Source organism: Sphingobacterium lumbrici (genome assembly GCF_006476045.1).
Taxonomy (GTDB): Bacteria; Bacteroidota; Bacteroidia; order Sphingobacteriales; family Sphingobacteriaceae; genus Sphingobacterium; species Sphingobacterium lumbrici.
The window spans coordinates 256,129-277,367 of sequence record NZ_SRZY01000011.1; the positions used below are offsets into that span (position 1 = coordinate 256,129).

Below are 21,239 nucleotides of genomic sequence, written 5' to 3' on the forward strand. Positions count from 1 at the left end.
TGCTATCCAAGATACAGCATTTATTTTTTTAAATTACCTTTTGAAGGTTTTGTTTCTTTCGGTATGCTTTTTTTTTATAATTTACGTCATTTAGTTCGATTTCGAGCCCTTTACTCAAGGCATTTTGTTCAAAATCTTTGATTACTTCAATAACATCTTTGTCTATAAATTTACTGTTTTGTCCATCAATTACCACGCGGTCTATAGATTTTGGAAGACTGTATAACTTTTGTTGGATAGGCACTTTGTTAAGGAATGATACTTCCTCTGCTAATGTCAATGTCGCCTGGTTTTTGTGGTCACTTTCTTCAATGTTGAATTTGTATGCGTTTTGCATATTGGCACGTAGGATATAGAATGTTGCAACGATAATTCCTATTCCCACTCCCATTAGCAAATCTGTAGCAACAATTGCAAGTACGGTAACCGCAAACGGGATAAACTGGTCTAAACCTTTGCTAAACATTTGTTTGAAAAGAGCAGGCTTAGCTAACTTATATCCGGTGTGCAATAGAATTGCTGCTAAACAAGATAATGGGATTAAATTGATAAGGGAGGGAATAGCAACTAATGCCGCCAGTAGCCATATACCATGAAAAATAGCAGATTGACGGGTTCTGCCTCCGGCGTTAGCGTTAGCCGATGAACGTACGATTACGGAAGTCATCGGTAAGCCTCCCAATAGACCGCTTGTCATGTTTCCGATACCTTGTGCTAACAATTCCCTATTAGTTGGAGAATTGCGTTTGAAAGGGTCAATTTTATCTACCGCTTCTATACTTAGGAGTGTTTCTAAGCTTGCGATAATAGCAATTGTGAAGGCTATTACCCAAACATCTTTATTTAAAATCTGTGTAAAATCAGGAAAAATAAACAATCCTGTAAATTCTGTAAATGAAGAGACTACCGGGATAGATACGAAATGATTTGGATTCAATCCCCAAGAGCTTCCTTGAAATGCTACACTCAGACCTATACCTAAGAGTACAACAATCAAAGGTGCCGGAACCTTGTTTAACGTTTTTATCGTTGGCCAATATATCAGAATAGCTAATGACAATAAACAGATCGTAGCAGCACCCCAATTGACTACTGAAAAAATGGTGTCAGAGAAAGCGGCTATTCCACCTCCGTTTTCTACTTCAAAAGCATGAGATTCGGACAAACCTACTGCTAAGGGTAATTGTTTTAGTATAATGGTGATACCAATTGCCGCTAGCATCCCTAATATTACAGCTGAGGGAAAATAATTTCCTATCATTCCGGCTTTAACAATACCTAATACCAGCTGAATAGCTCCGGCAATCATTACGGCCAATAGGAAAGTTTCATAAGCGCCTAGATCCTGGATAGCACCTAATACGATAACAGTTAATCCAGCGGCAGGTCCGCTGACACTAAGCGGGGAACCTGAGATAGATGCTACTACAATTCCCCCAATAACTCCTGTTAATACTCCGGCAAATAATGGCGCGCCGGATGCCATTGCAATACCCAAACAAAGAGGTAGGGCTACCAAAAATACTACAATACTCGCTGGCAAGTCATATTTTAAGTCTCTTTTCGATAATTTTAGAAAAGCAGACATACGAGTTCCTAACATAATTTTTATAAAATTATTTTTTAAAATTTACTAAATAAATTACAACAGACTACAGTTCACTACATGAATTAGTAAACGAATCTTAAATACGAAGCATGAATTTAGCAGTCAGGAGGCGGTGTGGGGACAGCAGGATGATAAGAGATAATACTCCTTTCGTTACGGAGATATGTCTTACTCTTGCTATGGCTTTCGATGGTAGGATTGAAAGCCAAGAAATCTATTGCATCTGGTTTGAATACTTTCAGGCCATTTTCATGAAGGTCTTCATTATTAGAATTGCTGTTGCTCTTTGCATTTTCAATTTCTAATTGCATGACTACCTGAAGAATAGTGCCTTTGTCAACATTGTCAATAAAAATAGGTGTGGCAGAAATCAGCATCTTCGTAAAGAAGATAAAGAAGCAAATCTTTGCTGATATTATTCTATATGCCTTATTATACATCTAATTTAAGCGTTTGACCTTTGGCAAAAATAAAATTATTTCGCAGAAAGACAAGCTTTTTTTTAATTATATGGTATAAATATTACAAAACTTCTTATAAAATCTATATAAATTAATAATTTGTTAATGCAGAAAACCTTGCTTTGTTAAATATTGCAATAATCTCTTTAAATATTTATAAATTCGATAGCTGAAACTTTTGTTTATTGCGAAATTATATGTTGAAGTTTATATAGCTGTTTTTTTTGAAAAAGACTTGAAATTTTATTAATTGCATTATGAGTCAGATATTTATCGATAGAATTAATGCCTCTTATAGTCCTAGGGGATCTTTTATACAACTTGGGTCAGGGGTGCTAAATAGAGAAGTCATTACTGAGGCCAAAGTGAATTTAGCGTTAAAGATGATGAACCGTCATGGACTTATTGCCGGAGCTACAGGTACAGGCAAGCCGGACACTTGCCCGAGAAGGTGCCAAGTTGCTGGGGAAAATTGCTAATGGGATATTAAATTCAATATTTAAAAAGAAATAGCCTCAAAATCTTATCTTTGTAGGATAAATAAAAAGAATTAACACGATAAATTTAAAATGAGTAAACCCACTTTATTGGTACTTGCTGCAGGAATGGCAAGCAGATACGGTTCTTTAAAACAAGTTGATAGTTTTGGCCCTCATGGTGAGACTATTATTGATTATTCTATCTATGATGCTATAAATGCAGGGTTTGGCAAAGTAGTCTTTATCATCCGTAAGGAATTCGAAGCAATAATGCGCGAAAAATTTGACGAAAAGCTAAAGGGGAAAATAGAGGTGGATTATGCATTTCAAGATTTTGATCTGCGTAAATTCGGTGTAGACCGAGATATTGTGCGTGAAAAACCTTGGGGTACTGCTCATGCGGTGATGAGCGCGAAAGATATTATTCATGAGCCTTTTTGTGTGATTAATGCCGATGACTTTTATGGTACGGATGCATTTCAAAAAATGGGTCAGTTCCTCACTACCGAAGTTTCCGATACACACATGTCACTAATGGGCTTTAAAGTGGGTAATACGATGTCAGATTACGGTTACGTATCGCGCGGTGTATGCGAAGTAACTTCTGACGGTAATATGGCCTCTGTGACAGAAAGAACAAATATTTATTATGTAGATGATGAAACAGCAGGTCATAAAAAAATTGTCTACGAAGAGGATGGTGTACAGTATGACCTGGATGCAGATGCACGTGTGTCTATGAATTTCTGGGGATTTACGCCTAAGGTATTTGACGTGGCACTGGATATGTTTCCGAAGTTTGTGGAAGAAAATAGTGAAAATTTGAAAGCCGAATTCTTTATCCCTTCTGTTCCGGATTATATGGTAAGACAGGGCTTAGCAGACTTCAAAGTGATACCTACATCTGCCAAATGGTTTGGTGTGACATATAAGGAAGATAAGCCTATTGTACAGGAGTCGATTTCAACATTAATAGAAAACGGAACTTATCCGGAGAAATTATTTTAGGATACAGTTTGTTATAAAAAGGAAAGAAGCACGGGTTTTTAACGAGGTCACTGAAAAAGTGTCCTTTTAGAAAAAGTGAAGAAAAGGAGTAGAGAGCAATAGTTTTCTGCTCCTTTTTTCGTATCTTAAAGTCGGCTTTAACGGACTTCAGGATGCTTTCTACTCAACAAAAAATACAATTCAGTTCCTATTTAGGATTGTACGATATCATTGTTCCAAAAGACAACCTGCTTCGAAAAATCAACGATCTTATCGATTTCAGTTTTATCTATGACGAGCTTTTGGAGAAGTATTGCAGCACTAATGGTCGTACTGCGGAGAGCCCCATCAAGATGTTCAAGTACCTTCTGTTAAAGACCATCTATACCGTTTCGGATGTAGATGTTGTTGAGCGTTCCAGATATGATATGTCGTTTAAATACTTTCTTGAAATGCCCCCCGAGGAGGATGTGATCAATTCCAGTTCCCTCACCAAGTTCCGCAAGCTAAGGTTAAAGGACATGGATCTTTTGAACCTGTTGATCAACAAGACCGTATCAATTGCTTTGGAGAAAGGAATTATTAAATCAAAGTCCATCATCGTAGATGCCACCCATACCCATTCCAGATCGAACCCCTATACAGCATTGGAAGTTCTTAAGGAACGTTCCAAGCTATTAAGAAAAGTGATCTATCAGATTGATGGGGAATACAGGGAGAATCTGCCCCAAAAGAACGAATCCCACGATCTCGATCAAGAGCTTACCTATTGCAAGGAATTACAGAGGGTCCTTGAGCAGGATCAGGCTATCAGTGAAATACCGGCTGTAAAAGAAAAGCTGAACCTTTTAAAGGAAACCCTTGAGGACACGAAAGAATACTACCTGGTTTCCAAAGATGATGAGGCCAGGCTTGGCTATAAATCCGTAGACAGTAGTTTCTTTGGCTACAAAACACATCTGGCGATGACCGAGGAGCGCATTATCACGGCAGCGGTCGTTACGACGGGCGAAAAAGGCGACGGTCCGGAGCTGCCGCGTTTATTGGAGATCAGCCAACAGAATGGAATGGAAGTGGACACGATCATAGGCGATGCTGCATATTCTGGAAAAGACAACCTTCAGTTGGCAAAAGAGCAGAATATTGATATCGTAGCTAAATTGAATCCGGCAGTCAGCCAAGGATGCAGGAAAGAAGGAAATCGGTTTCACTATAATAAAGACGCAGGGATGTTTGTCTGTCCAGCAGGACATTTGGCAATCAGGAAAGCTCGTCAAGGGAAAAAGGGCCAAGCTACAAATCAAACTGAGACGTATTACTTTGATGTTGAGAAATGTAAGGGATGCCCACTAAGAGAAGGCTGTTACAAGCCAGGTTCTAAAACCAAGAGCTATTCGGTCTCCATAAAATCTGAACTTCACAAAGAACAGATGGCTTTCCAAGAATCAGAATATTATCGAAACAAATCTAAGGAAAGATATAAAATTGAAGCAAAGAATAGTGAGCTCAAAAATGTTCATGGTTATGGAAGAGCAGACTCATACGGCATCCAGAATATGGAAATGCAAGGTGCAATGGCAATCTTTACTGTAAACTTAAAAAGAATCCTGAAATTGATCTAAAAAGGAGGACTATTACCTCGAAAATAACCACGATTGGACACTAAAAACCCAAATAGTCGCTATTGGTCACTTAAAATTCTATCAGGGACATTAAAAAAACGAACTTCTGAAAATACTTAAAATAAAAATGACCGAGATAGGTTAGACCCATACTCAGTCATTTCTTTAAGACTCATTAAAATGTTAAGGCTTTTTCAGTGACCTCGTTTTTAACTCGTGCTTTTTTGTTGGGGTGTCATTTTTTTTGACAAGTATATTTTATATTTAGTAAAATATACTTGTCAATATGTAATGTTTGTTTTACATTTATGCTATCGTAAACAAAATGAAATTTAACGTTATGAAAAAGATTCTGCTATTACCCCGCTATTTCCGTTGGATAGGTTTCGGATTAGTGCTATTGTCTATTTTGGTGAATATCCATACTCGATTTTCCGCAGAAGGGTTTGATTTTTATTTTATAAAAACTTTTGCTTTTATAATGGACTACCCTATGAGTGGAAGAGTTGATTACTTCTCGATTACGGAACCGTATGATATGGGACTGACTATACAGTTGTTTTTATCATTGCTTGGATTGGCATGCATTGCCTTTACTAAGTATAAGGTAGAGGATGAGATGATAAATTCCATTCGCTTGTATGCCTGGTCCTGGTCTATTATTTTAATGATCGCATATACTCTAGCAATAACCTTGTTCGTGTATGGTTTGGTATTTATCTCCTTTTATTATTTTCTTCCTCATTTATTGATCATAGCCTATTTAACTATTTTCTATGTAAACCTTTTAAAATTAAACAGACGGAGACGCTATGAAGAATAATATTAAGATTAATCGTGTCATTAAAGGGTATTCCCAAGAGGAGTTGGCCAATCTAGTCAATGTAAGCCGGCAAACCATCAATGCATTGGAGGCAGGTAAATATGTTCCTTCTACCGTATTATCCCTTAAAATATCTAGAATTTTGGAAAAATCTATAGAGGAATTATTTGAACTGGAAGATAGCGACTTATAAATCTGTATCTGTTTCCGCTTTGTAACAAATATTTTAAAAACTATATGGTTGATAATTAATGATTTTGATTTAATTTTATATACTATAAACTTCTAAAATCTACAACCATGTGCTATATCAATTTTTTGCTTAGAACCTTTCGGCGAATAGGAACTGTTGTTTTCCTCGCTTGGGTGATAGTCGTACTAGATCAGGAGTTTTTTGGTAACGAATTATTGAATTTTTACAATGATTTTAGTTCCATTGTTTTTATAGACAATCATGGCGAGGAACTAAGTTTCAAAGCTATTGTAATGTATGCGCAAAGTGACTCTACAGCTATATCTTTAAACTTCTTGTTTACGATTTAGTAGGTAATAGTTATACAAAAAGAAAGCCCGAAGATTTTCTCTTCGGGCTTTCTTTTTGTATGGAGAAGAAGTGAATTACTTCACTTCTTCGAAATCTACATCTTGCACATCATCTGTTCCAGCTTGATTGACTTCATCACCAGTGTTAGCTTCATCACCTTGCGGTTGTGATCCTCCTTGAGAAGCAGCATACATTTCTTCTGAAGCTGCATTCCATGCATTTTGCAATTCAGCCGAAGCTGTATCAATGTCAGCGAAGTTTCTAGCGGCATAAGCTGTTTTTAATTTCTCTAAACCTGCATCGATAGGCGCTTTTTTATCAGCAGAAATTTTGTCGCCGTACTCTTTCAACTGTTTCTCTGTCGAGAAGATTAAAGCATCGGCAGCATTGATTTTATCTGCTTCTTCTTTGATTTTTTTATCTGCCTCTGCGTTAGCTTCCGCCTCTTGTTTCATTTTTTGGATATCTTCTTCGGATAAGCCAGAAGATGCTTCAATACGGATATTCTGTTCTTTTCCTGTTGCTTTATCTTTAGCAGATACTTTGATAATACCGTTGGCGTCAATATCGAAAATAACTTCAATTTGTGGGATACCACGAGGAGCCGGAGGGATATCTGTTAATTGAAAACGTCCCAATGTACGGTTCTGAGAAGCCATAGGGCGTTCACCTTGCAATACGTGAATTTCTACTGATGGTTGATTGTCAGATGCCGTAGAGAATGTTTCCGATTTTTTAGTTGGAATAGTGGTATTCGCTTCGATCAATTTTGTCATTACACCACCCATAGTCTCAATACCCAATGAAAGAGGAGTGACATCTAATAGCAATACGTCTTTTACTTCACCTGTCAATACACCACCTTGGATGGCTGCACCCAAAGCAACGACTTCATCAGGGTTAACGCCTTTTGAAGGCTCTTTTCCGAAGAAAGCCTTAACCGCATCTACGATTGCAGGAATACGGGTAGATCCACCTACCAAAATGATTTCGTCGATATCTGAAGTGCTGTAGCCTGCATTTTTCAATGCTGTACGGCAAGGGTCGATCGTGCGTTTGATTAAATCTGCTGCTAAGTTTTCAAATTTAGCACGTGATAATGTACGTACTAAATGTTTAGGACCAGTAGCATCAGCGGTAATATATGGCAGATTTATTTCCGTAGAAGATGTGCTTGATAACTCAATTTTTGCTTTCTCAGCAGCTTCTTTCAAACGTTGTAAAGCCATTGCATCTTTTTTCAAATCGAAACCATTGTTTTCGTTTGAAAATTCTTCAGCTAACCAGTTGATGATTACATTGTCAAAATCATCACCACCTAAGTGCGTATCACCATCAGTTGACTTTACTTCGAACACACCGTCGCCCAATTCTAGTACGGATACATCGTGTGTACCACCACCACAGTCAAATACGACAATTTTCATGTCTTTGTTTGCCTTATCAAGACCATAAGCTAAGGCCGCTGCCGTAGGCTCATTGATAATACGTTCTACTTTAAGACCAGCAATTTCGCCTGCTTCTTTAGTCGCTTGACGTTGTGCATCATTGAAGTATGCCGGTACTGTGATTACCGCACGGCTTACCTCCTGACCTAAATAATCCTCCGCAGTTTTTTTCATTTTCTGAAGTATCATTGCAGATATTTCTTGCGGTGTATATTTCCGGTCATCGATTTCTACGCGGGGAGTATTGTTGTCACCTTTAACAACATTATATGGAATATGAGAAATTTCTTTTTGTGCTTCGTTAAAAGAAGTTCCCATGAAACGTTTGATGGAATATATAGTCTTGTGTGGGTTTGTAATAGCTTGACGCTTAGCTGGATCGCCAACTTTTCGCTCGCCACCATCTACAAACGCAACAATAGAAGGTGTAGTGCGTTTACCTTCGTTGTTGGCAATAACTACCGGTTCGTTACCTTCCATTACAGCAACACATGAATTGGTAGTACCTAAGTCGATTCCTATAATTTTTGACATATCTTGTATTTTGTTTTTTACTTAATTTAAATAGTTGTTTCGTATATAACAACCCTTATGCCAAGAAGTAAAAAACGCTTTATACACGAAAATAGGATCCATATTGTCGGAAGTGTGACATGTTTTTGTGACAAACTGTCATTTCTTTAGCCTGGAATCCGGTTAATATATGAGCTGTTCTAATATCAATCTTTTGTTGGATGTATTGTTATCTTCTCTTCCACGTGAAAAAAAACGCCCGAAGCTATCTGAAAACTCGGGTAAAGTCATACTTTTTATTTTCTTCTCCTTCCAGTTTGTCGGCACGGGGTCGTTAGAATAGGTTATTTTCGTTGCCCAATAATGAATGTGCATTTCAGGGATTACTAATCCCATAATCATCCCCGGAAGACCATGACTTAGAGCCGGGCCGGCGGATACCGGAATTTGATCTGTATAATAAGCGATGAGATACAAGGAATCTGGAGTCGCACCATTCACCCGTCGACATTCGTAGCCCGCAATGGTACGGTATTCATCCGTAAAGCGCCAGGTAATGGGCGACAGCGAATCGCTAAGGATATACTTTTCATCAATTTCAACCTGTATCTCAGCTGTCTGATCTTTCAAGTTTTGATAGAGGACTTTATTATTTCCTCCTGCCCGTCGCATGGTCATGGTCATCCTGTTGTTCCCTTGTCCGCGATTGCCTCCTGGTGATCTCCCACCAGAAAAGCCCGTCGTCACTCTTCCTGACGGTCCGCCTCCGGTTTGGGTACTGTTATCTTCGACTGGCATCATCAAGCTTTGCTTTTCATCAAAGGTAAGTTCAAAGTATTGTGTAGAAGACTCTGGTATATTATCAAGATTTCCGCCCATGCGCATGCCTCCTACGCCTTGCCTTCTTCCTGTATTGTCGGTATCCATGTTTGCCATTAGATCCCGCATCCGTGCTCTGGTATACGTAATCTTTTCAAACGATATTTTGCCTTGCGTAGCGAAGTATGCGTACTGTGCCTGTGTATCATCATGGATAATGAATAAGGCCAATAGTATGAATAATATCCTAGTCATTTTTTTTACCTAAATTTTTGTTAAAATCCCATTTCAATCCAAACAGCACATATTGTGTCAATACAAGTTGAGAAGATTCAGAGTAGGAGTTCTCTGATACTGATCTGTTTACATTGTTGAATGTGTTAAACACGTCAAATACCTTTACACTAGCTACAAGACTTTCGTTCTTTAATAATGTCTTGCCCAATTCAATATTCGTATAGAATTGATGAATATCTCTAGTATATAATTTGGTTGGGCCGGTATACGAATAGGTTGCATTTACCAAGATGTTGAATTTTTTCGGAAGGAAATATTTGATATGACCACTACTTCCTCCTGTAAAATTGGTATAGTTGTATTCGCGGCGGATAGAATTGTTTTGATTATTTAAACCTACGCGGAAGTCGATATTGAAATCAAACCCTTTTGAATTTTGTTCGTTTAACCCCAGTCCAATATTACCATTTGTGCTTTGTGAATTATTCAACTCGTTATTAATGTAGCTGTAGCCATTACTGTAACTAATCCCTGCAAATTGGTTAAACTGTAGCTGTTTTTGGAAGAGAGGACTGTTGTAGTTTGCATTTAAGTTTGCATTCCAATTTGATTTATTGTCAATATTGACAAAGGTGTTTGTTGATTTTGTTGTTTCTTCGTTTACAATACGTTGATTAACAATGGGGTTTGTTATGAAAGATACATTTCCATTAAGATTCATACTTGTGCCTTTCATTAGGCTTATTTGATTGTAGTTTGCCCGGATTGAATTATTAATGGATTTTTTTAGATCAGGATTTCCCAGTTGTACATCATATTGATTGTCTTGTGGCTGCAAAGGTTGTAGTTGTCCGAAGCTTGGTATAATATTTGAATTTTGGTAGGATAACCTTATGTTTTTGGCGTTAGAGATCTTATAATTCAAATCCATATTCAAATTGTTATCCCAAAAATTTCTATTCAGATCGATATTGCGGTAGCTGTCTTCTAATTTTTGATCTTTATAGAATGTTTTATTCGTCACGTTGATATGTAGGTTATTAAAATTGTAATTAAGGTTGAGATTTAAACCTTGGTTTGTATAGGCATCGGTCTGATTTTGAGAATAGGTGGAGTCCAATTGTTCGAATGTGTTTAAATCATCACTGTTGTATGCGTTTAATAAATTCTTGCCGTACGAATTCGCGAAATTGTATCCTATTGAATAATTGAGTTGATCAGATAATCTATTGTTGAAATTCAATTCAGCCGAGAAGTTATTGGAGGTATTATCTCCAAAGCGATTTTGATTGAGGATAGCCGTGCTATCTTTAGCGTAAAAGTGAGAGTGATTAGCTACTTTATTTTCTGTGTCGGATTGATTGTGGCTGTTATTCAGGTGTAAATTAAGGGATTGCCCTTTCTTGTTCAATCTTTTGCGGTAGTTGATCCGAATGTCGTTTGAACTGGAAGTACTATTTGATTCGTTTCTGTTGTCATCATATCTGGCAAGGGAGAGATCTTCATTGGATACTTCATTTGTTTGCGAATTCTGACTCTCTCGTTTTGATAGGTTGGCGTTAAGATATACGTCAAGGCTTTGAGAAGAATCAATTCGGAATTTAAACTGTGAACGCAGGCCATTGGACTGATTGTCGGATTTGGAAGCGGATCTACTTACTGTTTCAAGAACATTGCCCGTGACCAGCTCTTTGCGGTAATTTTCGGATTCATTTCTATTACCGTTGTTATTCAAGTTGTAATTGGCATTTACGTGTAATCTTTTTTTGAATAACCTGTTTTCGTAATTCGTGCCGAATGAGGTAGAATATGGGGCGCCTGTAATTTGACTATTCATCCGAATAGAGCCCTCGCGTCCTGAAGATCCCATGTTATTGATGTTGCCTGTTATTCCTATTCGCTCTGTTTGATTGAATTTTGCTGCAAATAGGTTTGCTGTATAGAGGTCACGCGTGCCATATAGTCCCTCTATATTTCCAAATATCCCGTTTCTGGCTTCTTCTTTCAGTACTACATTTACCGTTTGCAATCGTACACCATCGTCAACACCTGTAAGTTCGGCCTGTTCTGATTTGCGCTCATAGACCTGTACTTTGTCCACGGCATCTGCTCTGATGTTTCTAATAGCGATCTTAGGGTCATATCCAAAGAATTCTTCTCCATCAATCAAGACTTTAGAAACAGACTTACCTTGTGCTGTAATGGCACCATCTCCAGATACGGTGAGCCCAGGTAACCTTCGTAGTAAATCTTCTAGCTTGGCGTTTTTTTCTGTCTCAAAACTCCCAGCATCGTATTCAATAGTATCGCCTTTGATGGTGATAGGTAATTTCTGTTTAATGATTACCTCTTCAATAAGGTTGATTTGAGAGTTTATCTTGATGCTCTCCAGATTAAGATCTTTATTTTCTACCTCTATTTTTTGAGAATAGACTTCAAATTTAGGATAAGAGACCAGGAGCAAATACGATCCGGGTGCTACGGTCTTTATTTGGAACTTTCCGTTTTCATCTGCCCGTACGAAGTACTTCATGATTGAGTCCTGATCTAACAGCACGACTGAAGCATTGGTTAAAGGACCATTGTCAGCTTGATCGGCGATCATTCCTGACATAGACACTTGACTTATGGCAAAGTGCCCTAAGAACAGAAATATGGAAAATACTAAAATTCTTTTCATTAAATTGATTGAATATCTTTCCAAAGATAGAAGGAGAAGTATTAAATAGTGTTAAATGAATTGCAACATTTTCATGATTTTTACTTCGGGGGGATTCTCTATTTTTCATCTCAATAAATTGTCCTTTAAAGGTGATGAAGCTTTAGGTTTTTCACCAGTGTTTGTTTTATATGTGTTCAAGAGTTCGCAAGCTCGGTTTATTTATTCTCTTGTGTGATTTGAATAAAACCATGATGGTTTCCTCTATAAATAAGTTTTCAACGGATGAGGAGACCTGCCTGCCGGTAGGCAGGGATCGAAAATTTGCCTTTATAGCGAAACGCGATTAATTGTACCGAACGGCAAATTACGAATTATGTGTTTTCTATTGGGTATTATTCATTTATATTTATTTTTAATGGCATGAATGAACTCACTATGTTCGGTTCGTGAATGCTAAGCATTTTATCTAAGTTTGTGTCAAAATTGAGATAATGACATTTGAAGAATACCTTACTTACTTTGAGGCTATATTGACAAAATCGACGGATCATCCTATCTATGCAGATTCTGAATACTTAAGCTATACGAAGTTGAACTGGTCAAGAATGAACCGTTGGTTGAAAAAATTTGAGGCAAATGCACATACGCAATCTATTATTCATGCTATTCAACGGCCACAGCACTGGATTTTGATTACAGAGCCCTGGTGCGGTGATGCCGCGCATTCTGTTCCTCAGATTTATAACATGGTAAAGGATAATCCACATATACAGTTGAATCTCCAACTGCGGGATTCTCCACCATTATTGATTGATGATTATTTGACAAATGGAGGTAAGTCTATTCCAAAGCTTGTGATCCGAAATGCGGCAAACGAAGATTTAGCCATTTGGGGCCCGAGACCCCAAAAAGCGAATGTGCTTTTTCAGTCGATGAAATCTGAAGGGAAATCTTTCGATGAAAAAAAAGAAGCCTTACAGCGATGGTATAACGAAGATAAAGGACTGGAGATCCAGAATGAACTTGCCGCTTTATTGGTAACGAGTAACTAGTGATTGGTGATTTGTTTTTTGTCGCATTTTATTGCTAAATTGGTGGTATATTAGATCAAGTACTATGCACATAGAAGAGCTTTATCAATATTGTCTAGAAAAAAAAGGAGTGACCGAAGAGTTGCCCTTTGGACCAGATACGCTAGTATTCAAAGTTGTAGGAAAAGTGTTTTTATTGGTAGGGCTTGATCAAACCGATCACTTGTCTTTTAATGTCAAATGTGATCCCGGATATGCTATTGAACTGCGGCAGCAATATGGGCAGACTGTTGTGCCGGGGTTTCATATGAATAAAAAGCATTGGAATACAGTATATGCGAACCGCGAACTAGAGGATAAATTCTTGAAAAAATTGATTGATCACAGTTACGATTTGGTTGTAAAAGCACTGTCTAAAAAATTAAAAGCAGAAGTTGAAAACTTTAATTAAGTTTAAGGATGAAACGAGAAGTAACTAACGTCCAAGGTAAAAGAACATTATATCGCGATGTGCTGATAAATTGGACGGTAGTGCATGTCTTTAGCATGCGCTAGGGGTGTTATTCTATCCGGTCGATTAATCCTGTAATCGTGTTAAGAACACGTGTTCTGTCGGCTTCGTTGTTTATATCAATTCCACAGAATGTGCTTCCATTTATAGATGAATGTATAGTGAGGTAATAAATCCCACTTACAATCAATGCTAATAGTGGAGGGATATCTGTTTTGAAATTCTGTTGGTTGATAAAATCATCGATCATTTTGTTTTCGATGTCTTCCCGGTTCCGCGCATTTTTTTCCAACGTTTCATTACCTTTACTTAATTCCCAGATTAATAGCTGTTTTAATAGATCGCTGTCATAAATAGATGAGAATTGTTGAGTCAAGATATCTTTGACCGTTTCCTTGTTCATCTCTTTCTGAACTTCTGTTTTTGATAACCAAAAATCGTTGCTTCGGAGGAATTCGGTGAGCAATCCTTCTAGATCTCCAAAATGGAAGTAGATTAATTTTTTATCTACATTTGAAGCTTCACATATCGGAAGTACCTTTAACTCTGTAAAGCCTTTTTCTGTAAGTACTTTTTCTACTGCGTTTAGTAGCTTTGATTTAGTGATTAAAGATTTTTTCGTTTTTTTGTTCTCAATCATGTAATAAAGATATATTAAATTTCTGTTTTAGTATATCAAAACTGTTAAGAGTTTTGTTCAATTGTTTTTTGATAAGGGGAGCCAATACGCTCATCCGGATATGTCAATCTTTCATGAAGCTCCTAATAATTTAAGAATTGTTGGTGGCAAGTGCACTCTTCCGTGAAAACTCGCATCTTGCATGTTTTCAGAGGTCTTGAAGGCGTGTTCTTTAAGGGGCATGTTCATAATGTATGTGGTTATTGAGATTAAGCTCTAAAATAAGATATTTTATTTAAATTTCAAATAGGGTTGAAGATAAAATATAAATAGCAGCGCGAAAGTTCGTAACCCCAGACTTAGATGTGTATTACTTGTTCGTGATTAGCTGTATTAATTATTCCAATGGAAAAAAAGTAGAACGGTAGCTATATAATCGAATTCGGTTCCAGTCATATTCATCTAATTCATCGCGGTGTGCTAGTATAATCTCCTCTGGTATCTCATAATCCATGCCTTCTGTGTAAGCGATGTATCGGAAAGCGTGGTGTTTCCAGGCTTGAAAAAGTATTCCGGCGGTTAGGTTTGCATAGAAATGGCAATAGAGTGTTTGCTCCAGCATTTCGCGGTCGTCTGTTTTTATTAAAGGAATCGCTATTTGTTCAAGATATGTGCAAAATTGTATAAATTTTGCTTCTTCCAACTGTTTGTCAAAATAATGAATTACGGTATCTATAAAACTTCTCTCGGGTCTGTCGTTGAAAAGTTGCAGGGTTCCGTGTTTGAGAAGACAATAATATTCTTCATCGTGTTGAGAAACGTTAGTCCCTTTTACTGCTTTAATATCGACCATCGTGTTTTGGTCTAATAAGGTCATTAAAATCCCAAAGTCTGCCGATGCTTCTAAAAGTTTGCATCCTGCTGCCCGTGATTCCCCCTGGTCTGTTGTAGTCTTTTTTTTAAAGGCAACGATTTGCTTTCTTTTGAGTTCGCCTACGGGTCTTCGGTAGAAACTATTGATATGTAAAAAAACCGTTCCAGAGCAGGCTGTTTGTATCGTGCCGAAGCCTTTTTCATTATTAAACCAATTTATAGCTCCGAGTATCATCTTTTGTTTTCTGTTTTAATTAAGTGTTTTCGTTGAGAGTGTCTTGAAAGTAATCCAACATAACACTGTTTTGTGGGGCTTTCTGTCGGATGCAGGCGCAACCCATTTACTTGTCAAGGTTCTAAATAGTTCAATAATCAGATCAGCAGTTGTTTTTTGATCTTGATCCATTTCGAAATCTGAAAACCTCAGTTTTGTGATAAAAGCACGATACCTAGGGTTTGTTGTCCCTACCAAGGTAGTTTGCATTAGTGTTGTCCGAGGGTTCATTTCTAATAATTGCGGATTATCCGTCTGTTAATAATTGCAGGCTAATTTATCTGCTAGCCTTTGATTTTAAGGAAATTTTGAGTCAAGGTACTGAAAATTTCCGTTTTCACCAATTATTTTCTATGTAGGAGATTATTTAGGAATAATTACTCTAGTTTTGAACTGGCCTGCTAAACAAAAGTCCCTTATTTTTTTGGGGACTTTTGTTCTGTTCAGAGTATATTTATTTTTTCAGTGCTTCTTCATATCTTTTGCTTACTTCCTTCCAGTTAATTACTGTCCATATTGTACTTAAGTAATCCGGTCTTTTGTTTTGGTATTTTAGGTAATAAGCATGTTCCCATACATCTATACCTAGGATTGGTGTTCCCTTATTTTCGACTATATCCATTAGTGGATTGTCTTGGTTTGGCGTAGATGAAACGAACAGCTTGCCGTCGTTGCTTACAGATAACCAAGCCCACCCCGAACCAAATCTGTCTGCTCCAGCTTTACTTATTTGTTCCTTCAAGGCATCCAACGAACCGAATGTTTCAGTAATCGCTTTAGCTAAATGTTTGGATGGCTGTGTGTTCTTTTCTGGAGTTAGTATTGTCCAAAAAAGCTCGTGGTTATAATGACCGCCGGCATTATTTCTTACTGCTGGACTGCTCGTAGAAATCTTGGATAAAATAGCCGTTAGGCTTTCTTTTTCCAAAGGTGTGCCCGTTATTGCTTTATTGAGATTAGCGGTATAAGCTGCACCGTGTTTTGAATAGTGGATTTCCATGGTCTGTGCGTCTATGGCGCCCTCTAATGCGTTGTATGAATAAGCTAATGGCGCTTGCTTAAATTGTGCCATAGCTACTTGCCCAGAAATTAGGGCAGCAAAGAAAATTGTGGTTTTAAATAATTTCATGATTTCGACATATTTTTATAATAAGTTATAAAGATAGCAATCCTTAAGCCAAAAATTCAAGTACATTGTGCCTAACTTCTAATACAGCAGGATTCTTCAACGGCAAAGTCAACTCATCGTCTATTATACATATATTTACTCCAACAATCGTTGATTATTTGTTTTATTTTAGATTATTCTTAACCAGGTATTTAAAGGCGTTCCCCTTTATTTATTTAATAGAATAAGCTTAATATATATCAGAAATTATGAATACAAGTATTTCTATATTATTACTGTTAGGTTTTGTGATCTTTGTTTCCTGTGAGGGTAGACGACAGTCTAAAGGTGCTTTCGGTACGGTTTCCCAAAAAGATACGAGTGCGGTTCAGAAAAGTATTGTTCCAGCGGCGGATCAACTTTCTATTTATTTACCGTTGCTAACGGGGAAGAAAGTTGGGCTTATGGGCAATCAGACATCTATTGTAGGGACAGAAAAGCAGCACTTGGTTGATGTGTTATTGAGCGAAAAGGTGGATTTGAGATTTGGTTTTGCTCCTGAACATGGCTTTAGAGGTGATGTAGAGCGGGGGGAAAAAGTCAGTAACGACGTGGACTCGAAAACCGGACTTCCATTGTATACCTTATATGGAGGAAATGAAAAGCAGGACTCTATTGTCCAGTCAATCGATGTGATGATATTTGATCTGCAGGATGTAGGCGCTCGCTTTTATACCTATATCACTTCCATGCACCGTGTAATGGAGCTATGTGTAAGGCACAATAAAGAGTTGATCGTATTGGATAGGCCTAATCCCTGTGGCGATCAGGTAGAAGGACCGGTGCGTAAAGATGATAAATTTAAATCCAATGTTTCCTTTCATAAAATTGCTATGGTACATGGTCTGACAGTAGGCGAACTGGCGAAGATGATTAATGGTGAAAAATGGCTAGAGGACGGGCAACAATGCAAATTGACAGTCATTCCGATCGAAAACTATACACATGCTTCCCTATATGAACTGCCTGTTATCCCGTCGCCAAGTCTGCCTAACCATTTGTCTGTGCGGTTGTATGCGTCACTTTGCTTGTTTGAAGGAACTGATATATCTATAGGAAGAGGAACGGACTGGCCTTTTCAGGTGGTAGGGCATACTGATCCGGTTTATGGTGACTTCGCCTATACGCCCGGAGAAAAGGTTGGAATGGCAAAGCATGTGGAAGGGAAAGGGAAAAAATTATATGGCTTGGATCTAAGAGGTTTGGATGCAGATAGTCAGCAATTCACGTTAAAGTACGTGCTTGATTTCTATAATAAGATGCCTGATAAGTCGAAATTCTTCACACGAGCAGAATTCTTTGATAAATTGGCTGGTACAGATGAATTGCGTAAGCAGATTCTGGCAGGAAAATCCGAAGCGGAAATTAAGGCCTCGTGGAAACCGGAATTAGATATCTATAAGCAAATGCGTAAAAAATACCTCCTATATCCAGATTTTGAATAGGCAACAAAGGTAGAGTGGTCTAAGTGATGCAATCCCGTTATGTAGCGACGGAGGTGATTATTAATCGAATATATGCCTTAGAGGCTCAAAAAGGATTAAACGGAAGCATTATTCTTATTCACTTCGGTGCCGCTCGGAGAAGAAAAGATAAGCTATATAAGCATCTTGACGAATTAATATGTGAATTAAGGTAAAAAATTATAATTTCGTACTATTGGAAAAGTTGTAGAATGGTTTCGCGTGTTTTTACGTGTTTTATAATTATTTTGCATATTTACGAAATGTTACCTACTACGGTAATCAGAATCTCTAATAACATGATAGATACGACAGAGAAAGATTCGAACTACCAAGATTTGGACAAGATGTCTGTTCTTGAGTTATTGACGAATATAAATCAGGAGGACAAAACGGTTCCGTTGGTGGTTGAAAAGTCGATTCCTCAGATAGAGCCTTTGGTAAACCTTGTGGTTGAGAAAATGAAATCGGGAGGAAGGTTGTTTTATATAGGTGCAGGTACGAGCGGCCGATTAGGGATATTGGATGCATCGGAGTGTCCTCCGACATACGGAGTGCCATTTGATTGGGTGATCGGACTGATAGCAGGTGGAGATGTTGCAATCCGTAAAGCAGTTGAATTTGCTGAAGATGATATGGAACGTGCATGGAAAGATCTGGAAGAGTTTGCGATTAATTCAAATGATGTAGTGATTGGTATTGCAGCGTCGGGTACGACGCCTTATGTACTAGGAGGACTTCGGAAAGCGAATGAAAGTGGAGTGGCAACGGGTTGTATTGTTTGTAATAGTAATTCTTCTATAGCCAAAGAGGCACAATTTCCTGTGGAAGTAATTGTAGGACCTGAATTTGTAACGGGATCTACACGAATGAAAGCTGGTACAGCGCAAAAATTGGTTTTAAATATGATCAGCACATCTGTAATGATACAATTAGGTCGTGTAAAAGGTAATAAAATGGTGGATATGCAACTGTCTAATCATAAATTGGTAGGCCGTGGTGTACGGATGGTGATGGATGAAACAGGAGTGGATGAAGAAACTGCAACGGCTTTGATTGAGGAATTTGGAAATGTACGTAAGGCAATAGAAAACCATCAACATCTCACGAAGCATTAATTTAACATGCTAACAATCTAACTTTAATTATAACAACATGTCTCCTATAACTCTTCTCGTATTCCTGGTGGTTTACTTTGGCGTACTATTAAGCGTATCTCATTTTACAGCTAAGAAATCATCTGATAACTCGACTTTTTTCGTTGCAAACAAGAATTCCAAATGGTACATGGTTGCATTTGGAATGATAGGAACAGCATTATCAGGGGTAACCTTTATCTCTGTACCGGGAGCGGTTGGTCTCTCCAATTTTAGTTACTTTCAATTTGTCTTGGGAAATGTACTGGGCTTTTTGGTCATTGCATATCTCCTGCTTCCACTGTATTACCGTATGAACCTGACTTCTATATATACCTACCTAGAGGAAAGACTTGGGCACAGGAGCTATAAAACAGGTGCAATGATTTTTTTGATTTCTCGTACGATCGGATCCGCATTTCGTTTATACCTGGTTGCGATCATCCTTCAAAGGTTTATTTTTGATGCGTGGAATGTTCCTTTCGCTATGACCGTAGCGGTTTGCCTTTTATTAATATGGCTTTATACGAATAAGGGTGGGTTAAAGACGATTATTATTACCGATATGTTGCAGACATTCTGCTTATTGCTCGCTGTGCTGCTTTCGATCTTTTTCATGGCAGATGGTTTAGGGATTTCGGTATTCGAAGCTTTTGAAAAAGTAAAAGATAGTACCTACTCACAAATTTTCATTTGGGAAAACCTTTTGGGTGATAAAAACCACTTTTGGAAACATATCATCGGCGGAGCCTTTGTTACCATTGCGATGACAGGACTGGATCAGGATTTGATGCAGAAAAATTTGAGTATGAAAACGATTGGTGAAGCACAAAAAAACATGTTGACATTTACCAGTATTTTTGTAGTCATTAACTTGTTTTTCTTGGCGGTGGGTGCATTGCTGTACATCTATGTCGGCGAGAAAGGAATTGATATCAGTGCTTTGCGTACACCTGACTATTTATATCCGGAGATAGCGCTGAATAATTTGACGGTGGTAGCTGGTATTGTATTTATGATGGGCTTGACGGCAGCAACTTTTGCGACAACAGATTCTGCGCTTACTGCTTTGACAACCTCGTTCTGCATAGATTTCCTCAATTTCAATAAAAAAGAGAATCCTGACGATCCAGCACTGGTGCGTTCAAGAAATATGGTGCATTTTGTGTTTTCAATTATCATGCTGTTTGTCATACTTGTGTTTAGGTTAATAAACAATGATTCGGTAGTTACGGCCATATTTACAGCTGCAAGTTATACCTATGGTCCGCTTCTTGGATTGTTTGCTTTTGGTATTTTGACCAAAATGCAGGTGAACGATAAGTTGGTGCCTTATTTTTGTGTGCTCTCTCCTGTTTTATTGTTTGTGCTGAATACCTATTATATTGTGCCTTATACAGCGTATCGTATCGGATTCGAATTGATCGTGTATAATGGTTTAATAACATTTTTTTTACTGTTGGTGACGTCTCCGGGACAGATGTCTCAAGAAAAACAAGCTTCTCTTCGATAGCGAAGCTTAACGTTTCTTCTAAAAGAGAGATATTATTAGGTGAGAAACGAAGATTTATTTTAATCAAAATTTCTTTCGTCGCTTGGACCGCGACAGGTTCATACTTTTGTCTTGCCAAAAGTGTACAAACCTGCCTGCCGACAGGCAGGAGCGTGTCGCTGTACCCATTTGCCACATTGGTTAGTGCCTCCTCCTGCAATTGGCAAATGGCTAAGGCGACATTTTTCGAATTTGTAAGGATAGTGCTTTATTCTTAAATATTATTTTATACCTCAGCAGAATTTAAAAGGACGGCCTTAGCGGATTTGGACGAGCAGGCCGTAGATGATGTGTTGCAGAAACGTATACTTAGCACTTAACCAAGCAGATATCAGCCTTTGCTTTGGGACGGAGCAGTGGAGGCCTAAGAGCTGCGCACTGCATCATCGCGTAGCCGAAACGACAAAT

General features: G+C 38.0%; 19 protein-coding genes. 11 read left to right on the forward strand and 8 right to left on the reverse strand.

The genetic code is table 11. The features are described 5' to 3' along the window. Positions 1-28: 28 nt before the first annotated feature. Both E4F24_RS03165 and E4F24_RS03170 read right to left on the reverse strand, forming a co-directional pair. Positions 29-1,603, reverse strand: coding sequence for a SulP family inorganic anion transporter (locus tag E4F24_RS03165; protein WP_140937154.1), 1,575 nt, complete (start codon positions 1,601-1,603; stop codon positions 29-31). A gap of 101 nt (positions 1,604-1,704) precedes the next feature. Continuing rightward, positions 1,705-1,986 (reverse strand): hypothetical protein, encoded by a 282-nt coding sequence (locus tag E4F24_RS03170; RefSeq protein ID WP_140937156.1) that lies wholly within the window; start codon positions 1,984-1,986, stop codon positions 1,705-1,707. 341 nt (positions 1,987-2,327) lie between these two features. On the opposite strand from E4F24_RS03170, the gene E4F24_RS03175 reads away from it, so the two are divergent. The 6 genes from E4F24_RS03175 (at position 2,328) to E4F24_RS13720 (ending at position 6,524) form a co-directional block, all read left to right on the forward strand. Further along, on the forward strand, positions 2,328-2,549 hold the full coding sequence (locus tag E4F24_RS03175) for a helicase HerA-like domain-containing protein (protein ID WP_140937158.1): 222 nt from the start codon (positions 2,328-2,330) through the stop codon (positions 2,547-2,549). Between the two features lie 90 nt (positions 2,550-2,639). After that, positions 2,640-3,557: a sugar phosphate nucleotidyltransferase gene (locus E4F24_RS03180; RefSeq protein ID WP_140937160.1), complete on the forward strand. Its 918-nt coding sequence runs from the start codon at positions 2,640-2,642 to the stop codon at positions 3,555-3,557. A gap of 152 nt (positions 3,558-3,709) precedes the next feature. Further along, on the forward strand, positions 3,710-5,158 hold the full coding sequence (locus E4F24_RS03185; protein ID WP_140937162.1) for an IS1182 family transposase: 1,449 nt from the start codon (positions 3,710-3,712) through the stop codon (positions 5,156-5,158). A gap of 340 nt (positions 5,159-5,498) precedes the next feature. After that, positions 5,499-5,981 carry a hypothetical protein gene (locus tag E4F24_RS03190; RefSeq protein WP_140937164.1) on the forward strand — a complete coding sequence of 161 codons (483 nt, stop codon included), beginning with the start codon at positions 5,499-5,501 and terminating at the stop codon, positions 5,979-5,981. Then, complete coding sequence (locus E4F24_RS03195; RefSeq protein ID WP_140937166.1) at positions 5,971-6,174, forward strand: helix-turn-helix transcriptional regulator; 204 nt, start codon at positions 5,971-5,973, stop codon at positions 6,172-6,174. Before E4F24_RS03190 ends, E4F24_RS03195 begins: the two co-directional genes overlap by 11 nt. 173 nt (positions 6,175-6,347) lie before the next feature. Next, a complete protein-coding gene (locus E4F24_RS13720; RefSeq protein WP_181182351.1) occupies positions 6,348-6,524 on the forward strand; it encodes a hypothetical protein in 177 nt (58 codons plus the stop codon). A gap of 75 nt (positions 6,525-6,599) precedes the next feature. Here E4F24_RS13720 and dnaK read toward each other — a convergent pair whose 3' ends face one another. From dnaK to E4F24_RS03210, 3 genes are all read right to left on the reverse strand, one after another. After that, positions 6,600-8,507 carry a molecular chaperone DnaK gene (gene dnaK / locus E4F24_RS03200; protein WP_140937168.1) on the reverse strand — a complete coding sequence of 636 codons (1,908 nt, stop codon included), beginning with the start codon at positions 8,505-8,507 and terminating at the stop codon, positions 6,600-6,602. A gap of 162 nt (positions 8,508-8,669) precedes the next feature. After that, a complete protein-coding gene (locus tag E4F24_RS03205; RefSeq protein ID WP_140937170.1) occupies positions 8,670-9,560 on the reverse strand; it encodes a GLPGLI family protein in 891 nt (296 codons plus the stop codon). Next, on the reverse strand, positions 9,553-12,222 hold the full coding sequence (locus tag E4F24_RS03210; RefSeq protein WP_140937172.1) for a TonB-dependent receptor: 2,670 nt from the start codon (positions 12,220-12,222) through the stop codon (positions 9,553-9,555). The genes E4F24_RS03205 and E4F24_RS03210 overlap by 8 nt, the downstream gene beginning before the upstream one ends. 473 nt (positions 12,223-12,695) lie before the next feature. On the opposite strand from E4F24_RS03210, the gene E4F24_RS03215 reads away from it, so the two are divergent. Both E4F24_RS03215 and E4F24_RS03220 read left to right on the forward strand, forming a co-directional pair. Next, entirely contained in the window at positions 12,696-13,256 is a 561-nt protein-coding gene (locus E4F24_RS03215; protein WP_140937174.1) for a thioredoxin family protein, read from the forward strand. Between the two features lie 64 nt (positions 13,257-13,320). After that, positions 13,321-13,686: an MmcQ/YjbR family DNA-binding protein gene (locus E4F24_RS03220; protein WP_140937176.1), complete on the forward strand. Its 366-nt coding sequence runs from the start codon at positions 13,321-13,323 to the stop codon at positions 13,684-13,686. A gap of 109 nt (positions 13,687-13,795) precedes the next feature. On the opposite strand, the gene E4F24_RS03225 is transcribed toward E4F24_RS03220, so the two are convergent. The 3 genes from E4F24_RS03225 to E4F24_RS03235 form a co-directional block, all read right to left on the reverse strand. Then, positions 13,796-14,386, reverse strand: a complete 591-nt coding sequence (locus tag E4F24_RS03225) for a TetR/AcrR family transcriptional regulator (protein ID WP_140937178.1) — start codon at positions 14,384-14,386, stop codon at positions 13,796-13,798. 376 nt (positions 14,387-14,762) lie between these two features. Next, the gene (locus E4F24_RS03230) at positions 14,763-15,473 is read right to left on the reverse strand and encodes a cold-shock protein (protein WP_140937179.1); all 711 of its coding nucleotides are present in this window, start codon (positions 15,471-15,473) and stop codon (positions 14,763-14,765) included. A 493-nt stretch (positions 15,474-15,966) separates the two neighbouring features. Continuing rightward, positions 15,967-16,584: a superoxide dismutase gene (locus tag E4F24_RS03235; protein ID WP_181182372.1), complete on the reverse strand. Its 618-nt coding sequence runs from the start codon at positions 16,582-16,584 to the stop codon at positions 15,967-15,969. Positions 16,585-16,889: 305 nt separating this feature from the next. On the opposite strand from E4F24_RS03235, the gene E4F24_RS03240 reads away from it, so the two are divergent. The 3 genes from E4F24_RS03240 (at position 16,890) to E4F24_RS03250 (ending at position 20,792) form a co-directional block, all read left to right on the forward strand. Further along, the gene (locus tag E4F24_RS03240) at positions 16,890-18,125 is read left to right on the forward strand and encodes an exo-beta-N-acetylmuramidase NamZ family protein (RefSeq protein ID WP_140937184.1); all 1,236 of its coding nucleotides are present in this window, start codon (positions 16,890-16,892) and stop codon (positions 18,123-18,125) included. A 317-nt stretch (positions 18,126-18,442) separates the two neighbouring features. Further along, positions 18,443-19,261: an N-acetylmuramic acid 6-phosphate etherase gene (murQ, locus tag E4F24_RS03245; protein WP_140937186.1), complete on the forward strand. Its 819-nt coding sequence runs from the start codon at positions 18,443-18,445 to the stop codon at positions 19,259-19,261. Between the two features lie 37 nt (positions 19,262-19,298). Then, entirely contained in the window at positions 19,299-20,792 is a 1,494-nt protein-coding gene (locus E4F24_RS03250) for a sodium:solute symporter (protein ID WP_140937189.1), read from the forward strand. The last annotated feature ends 447 nt before the right edge of the window (positions 20,793-21,239 follow it).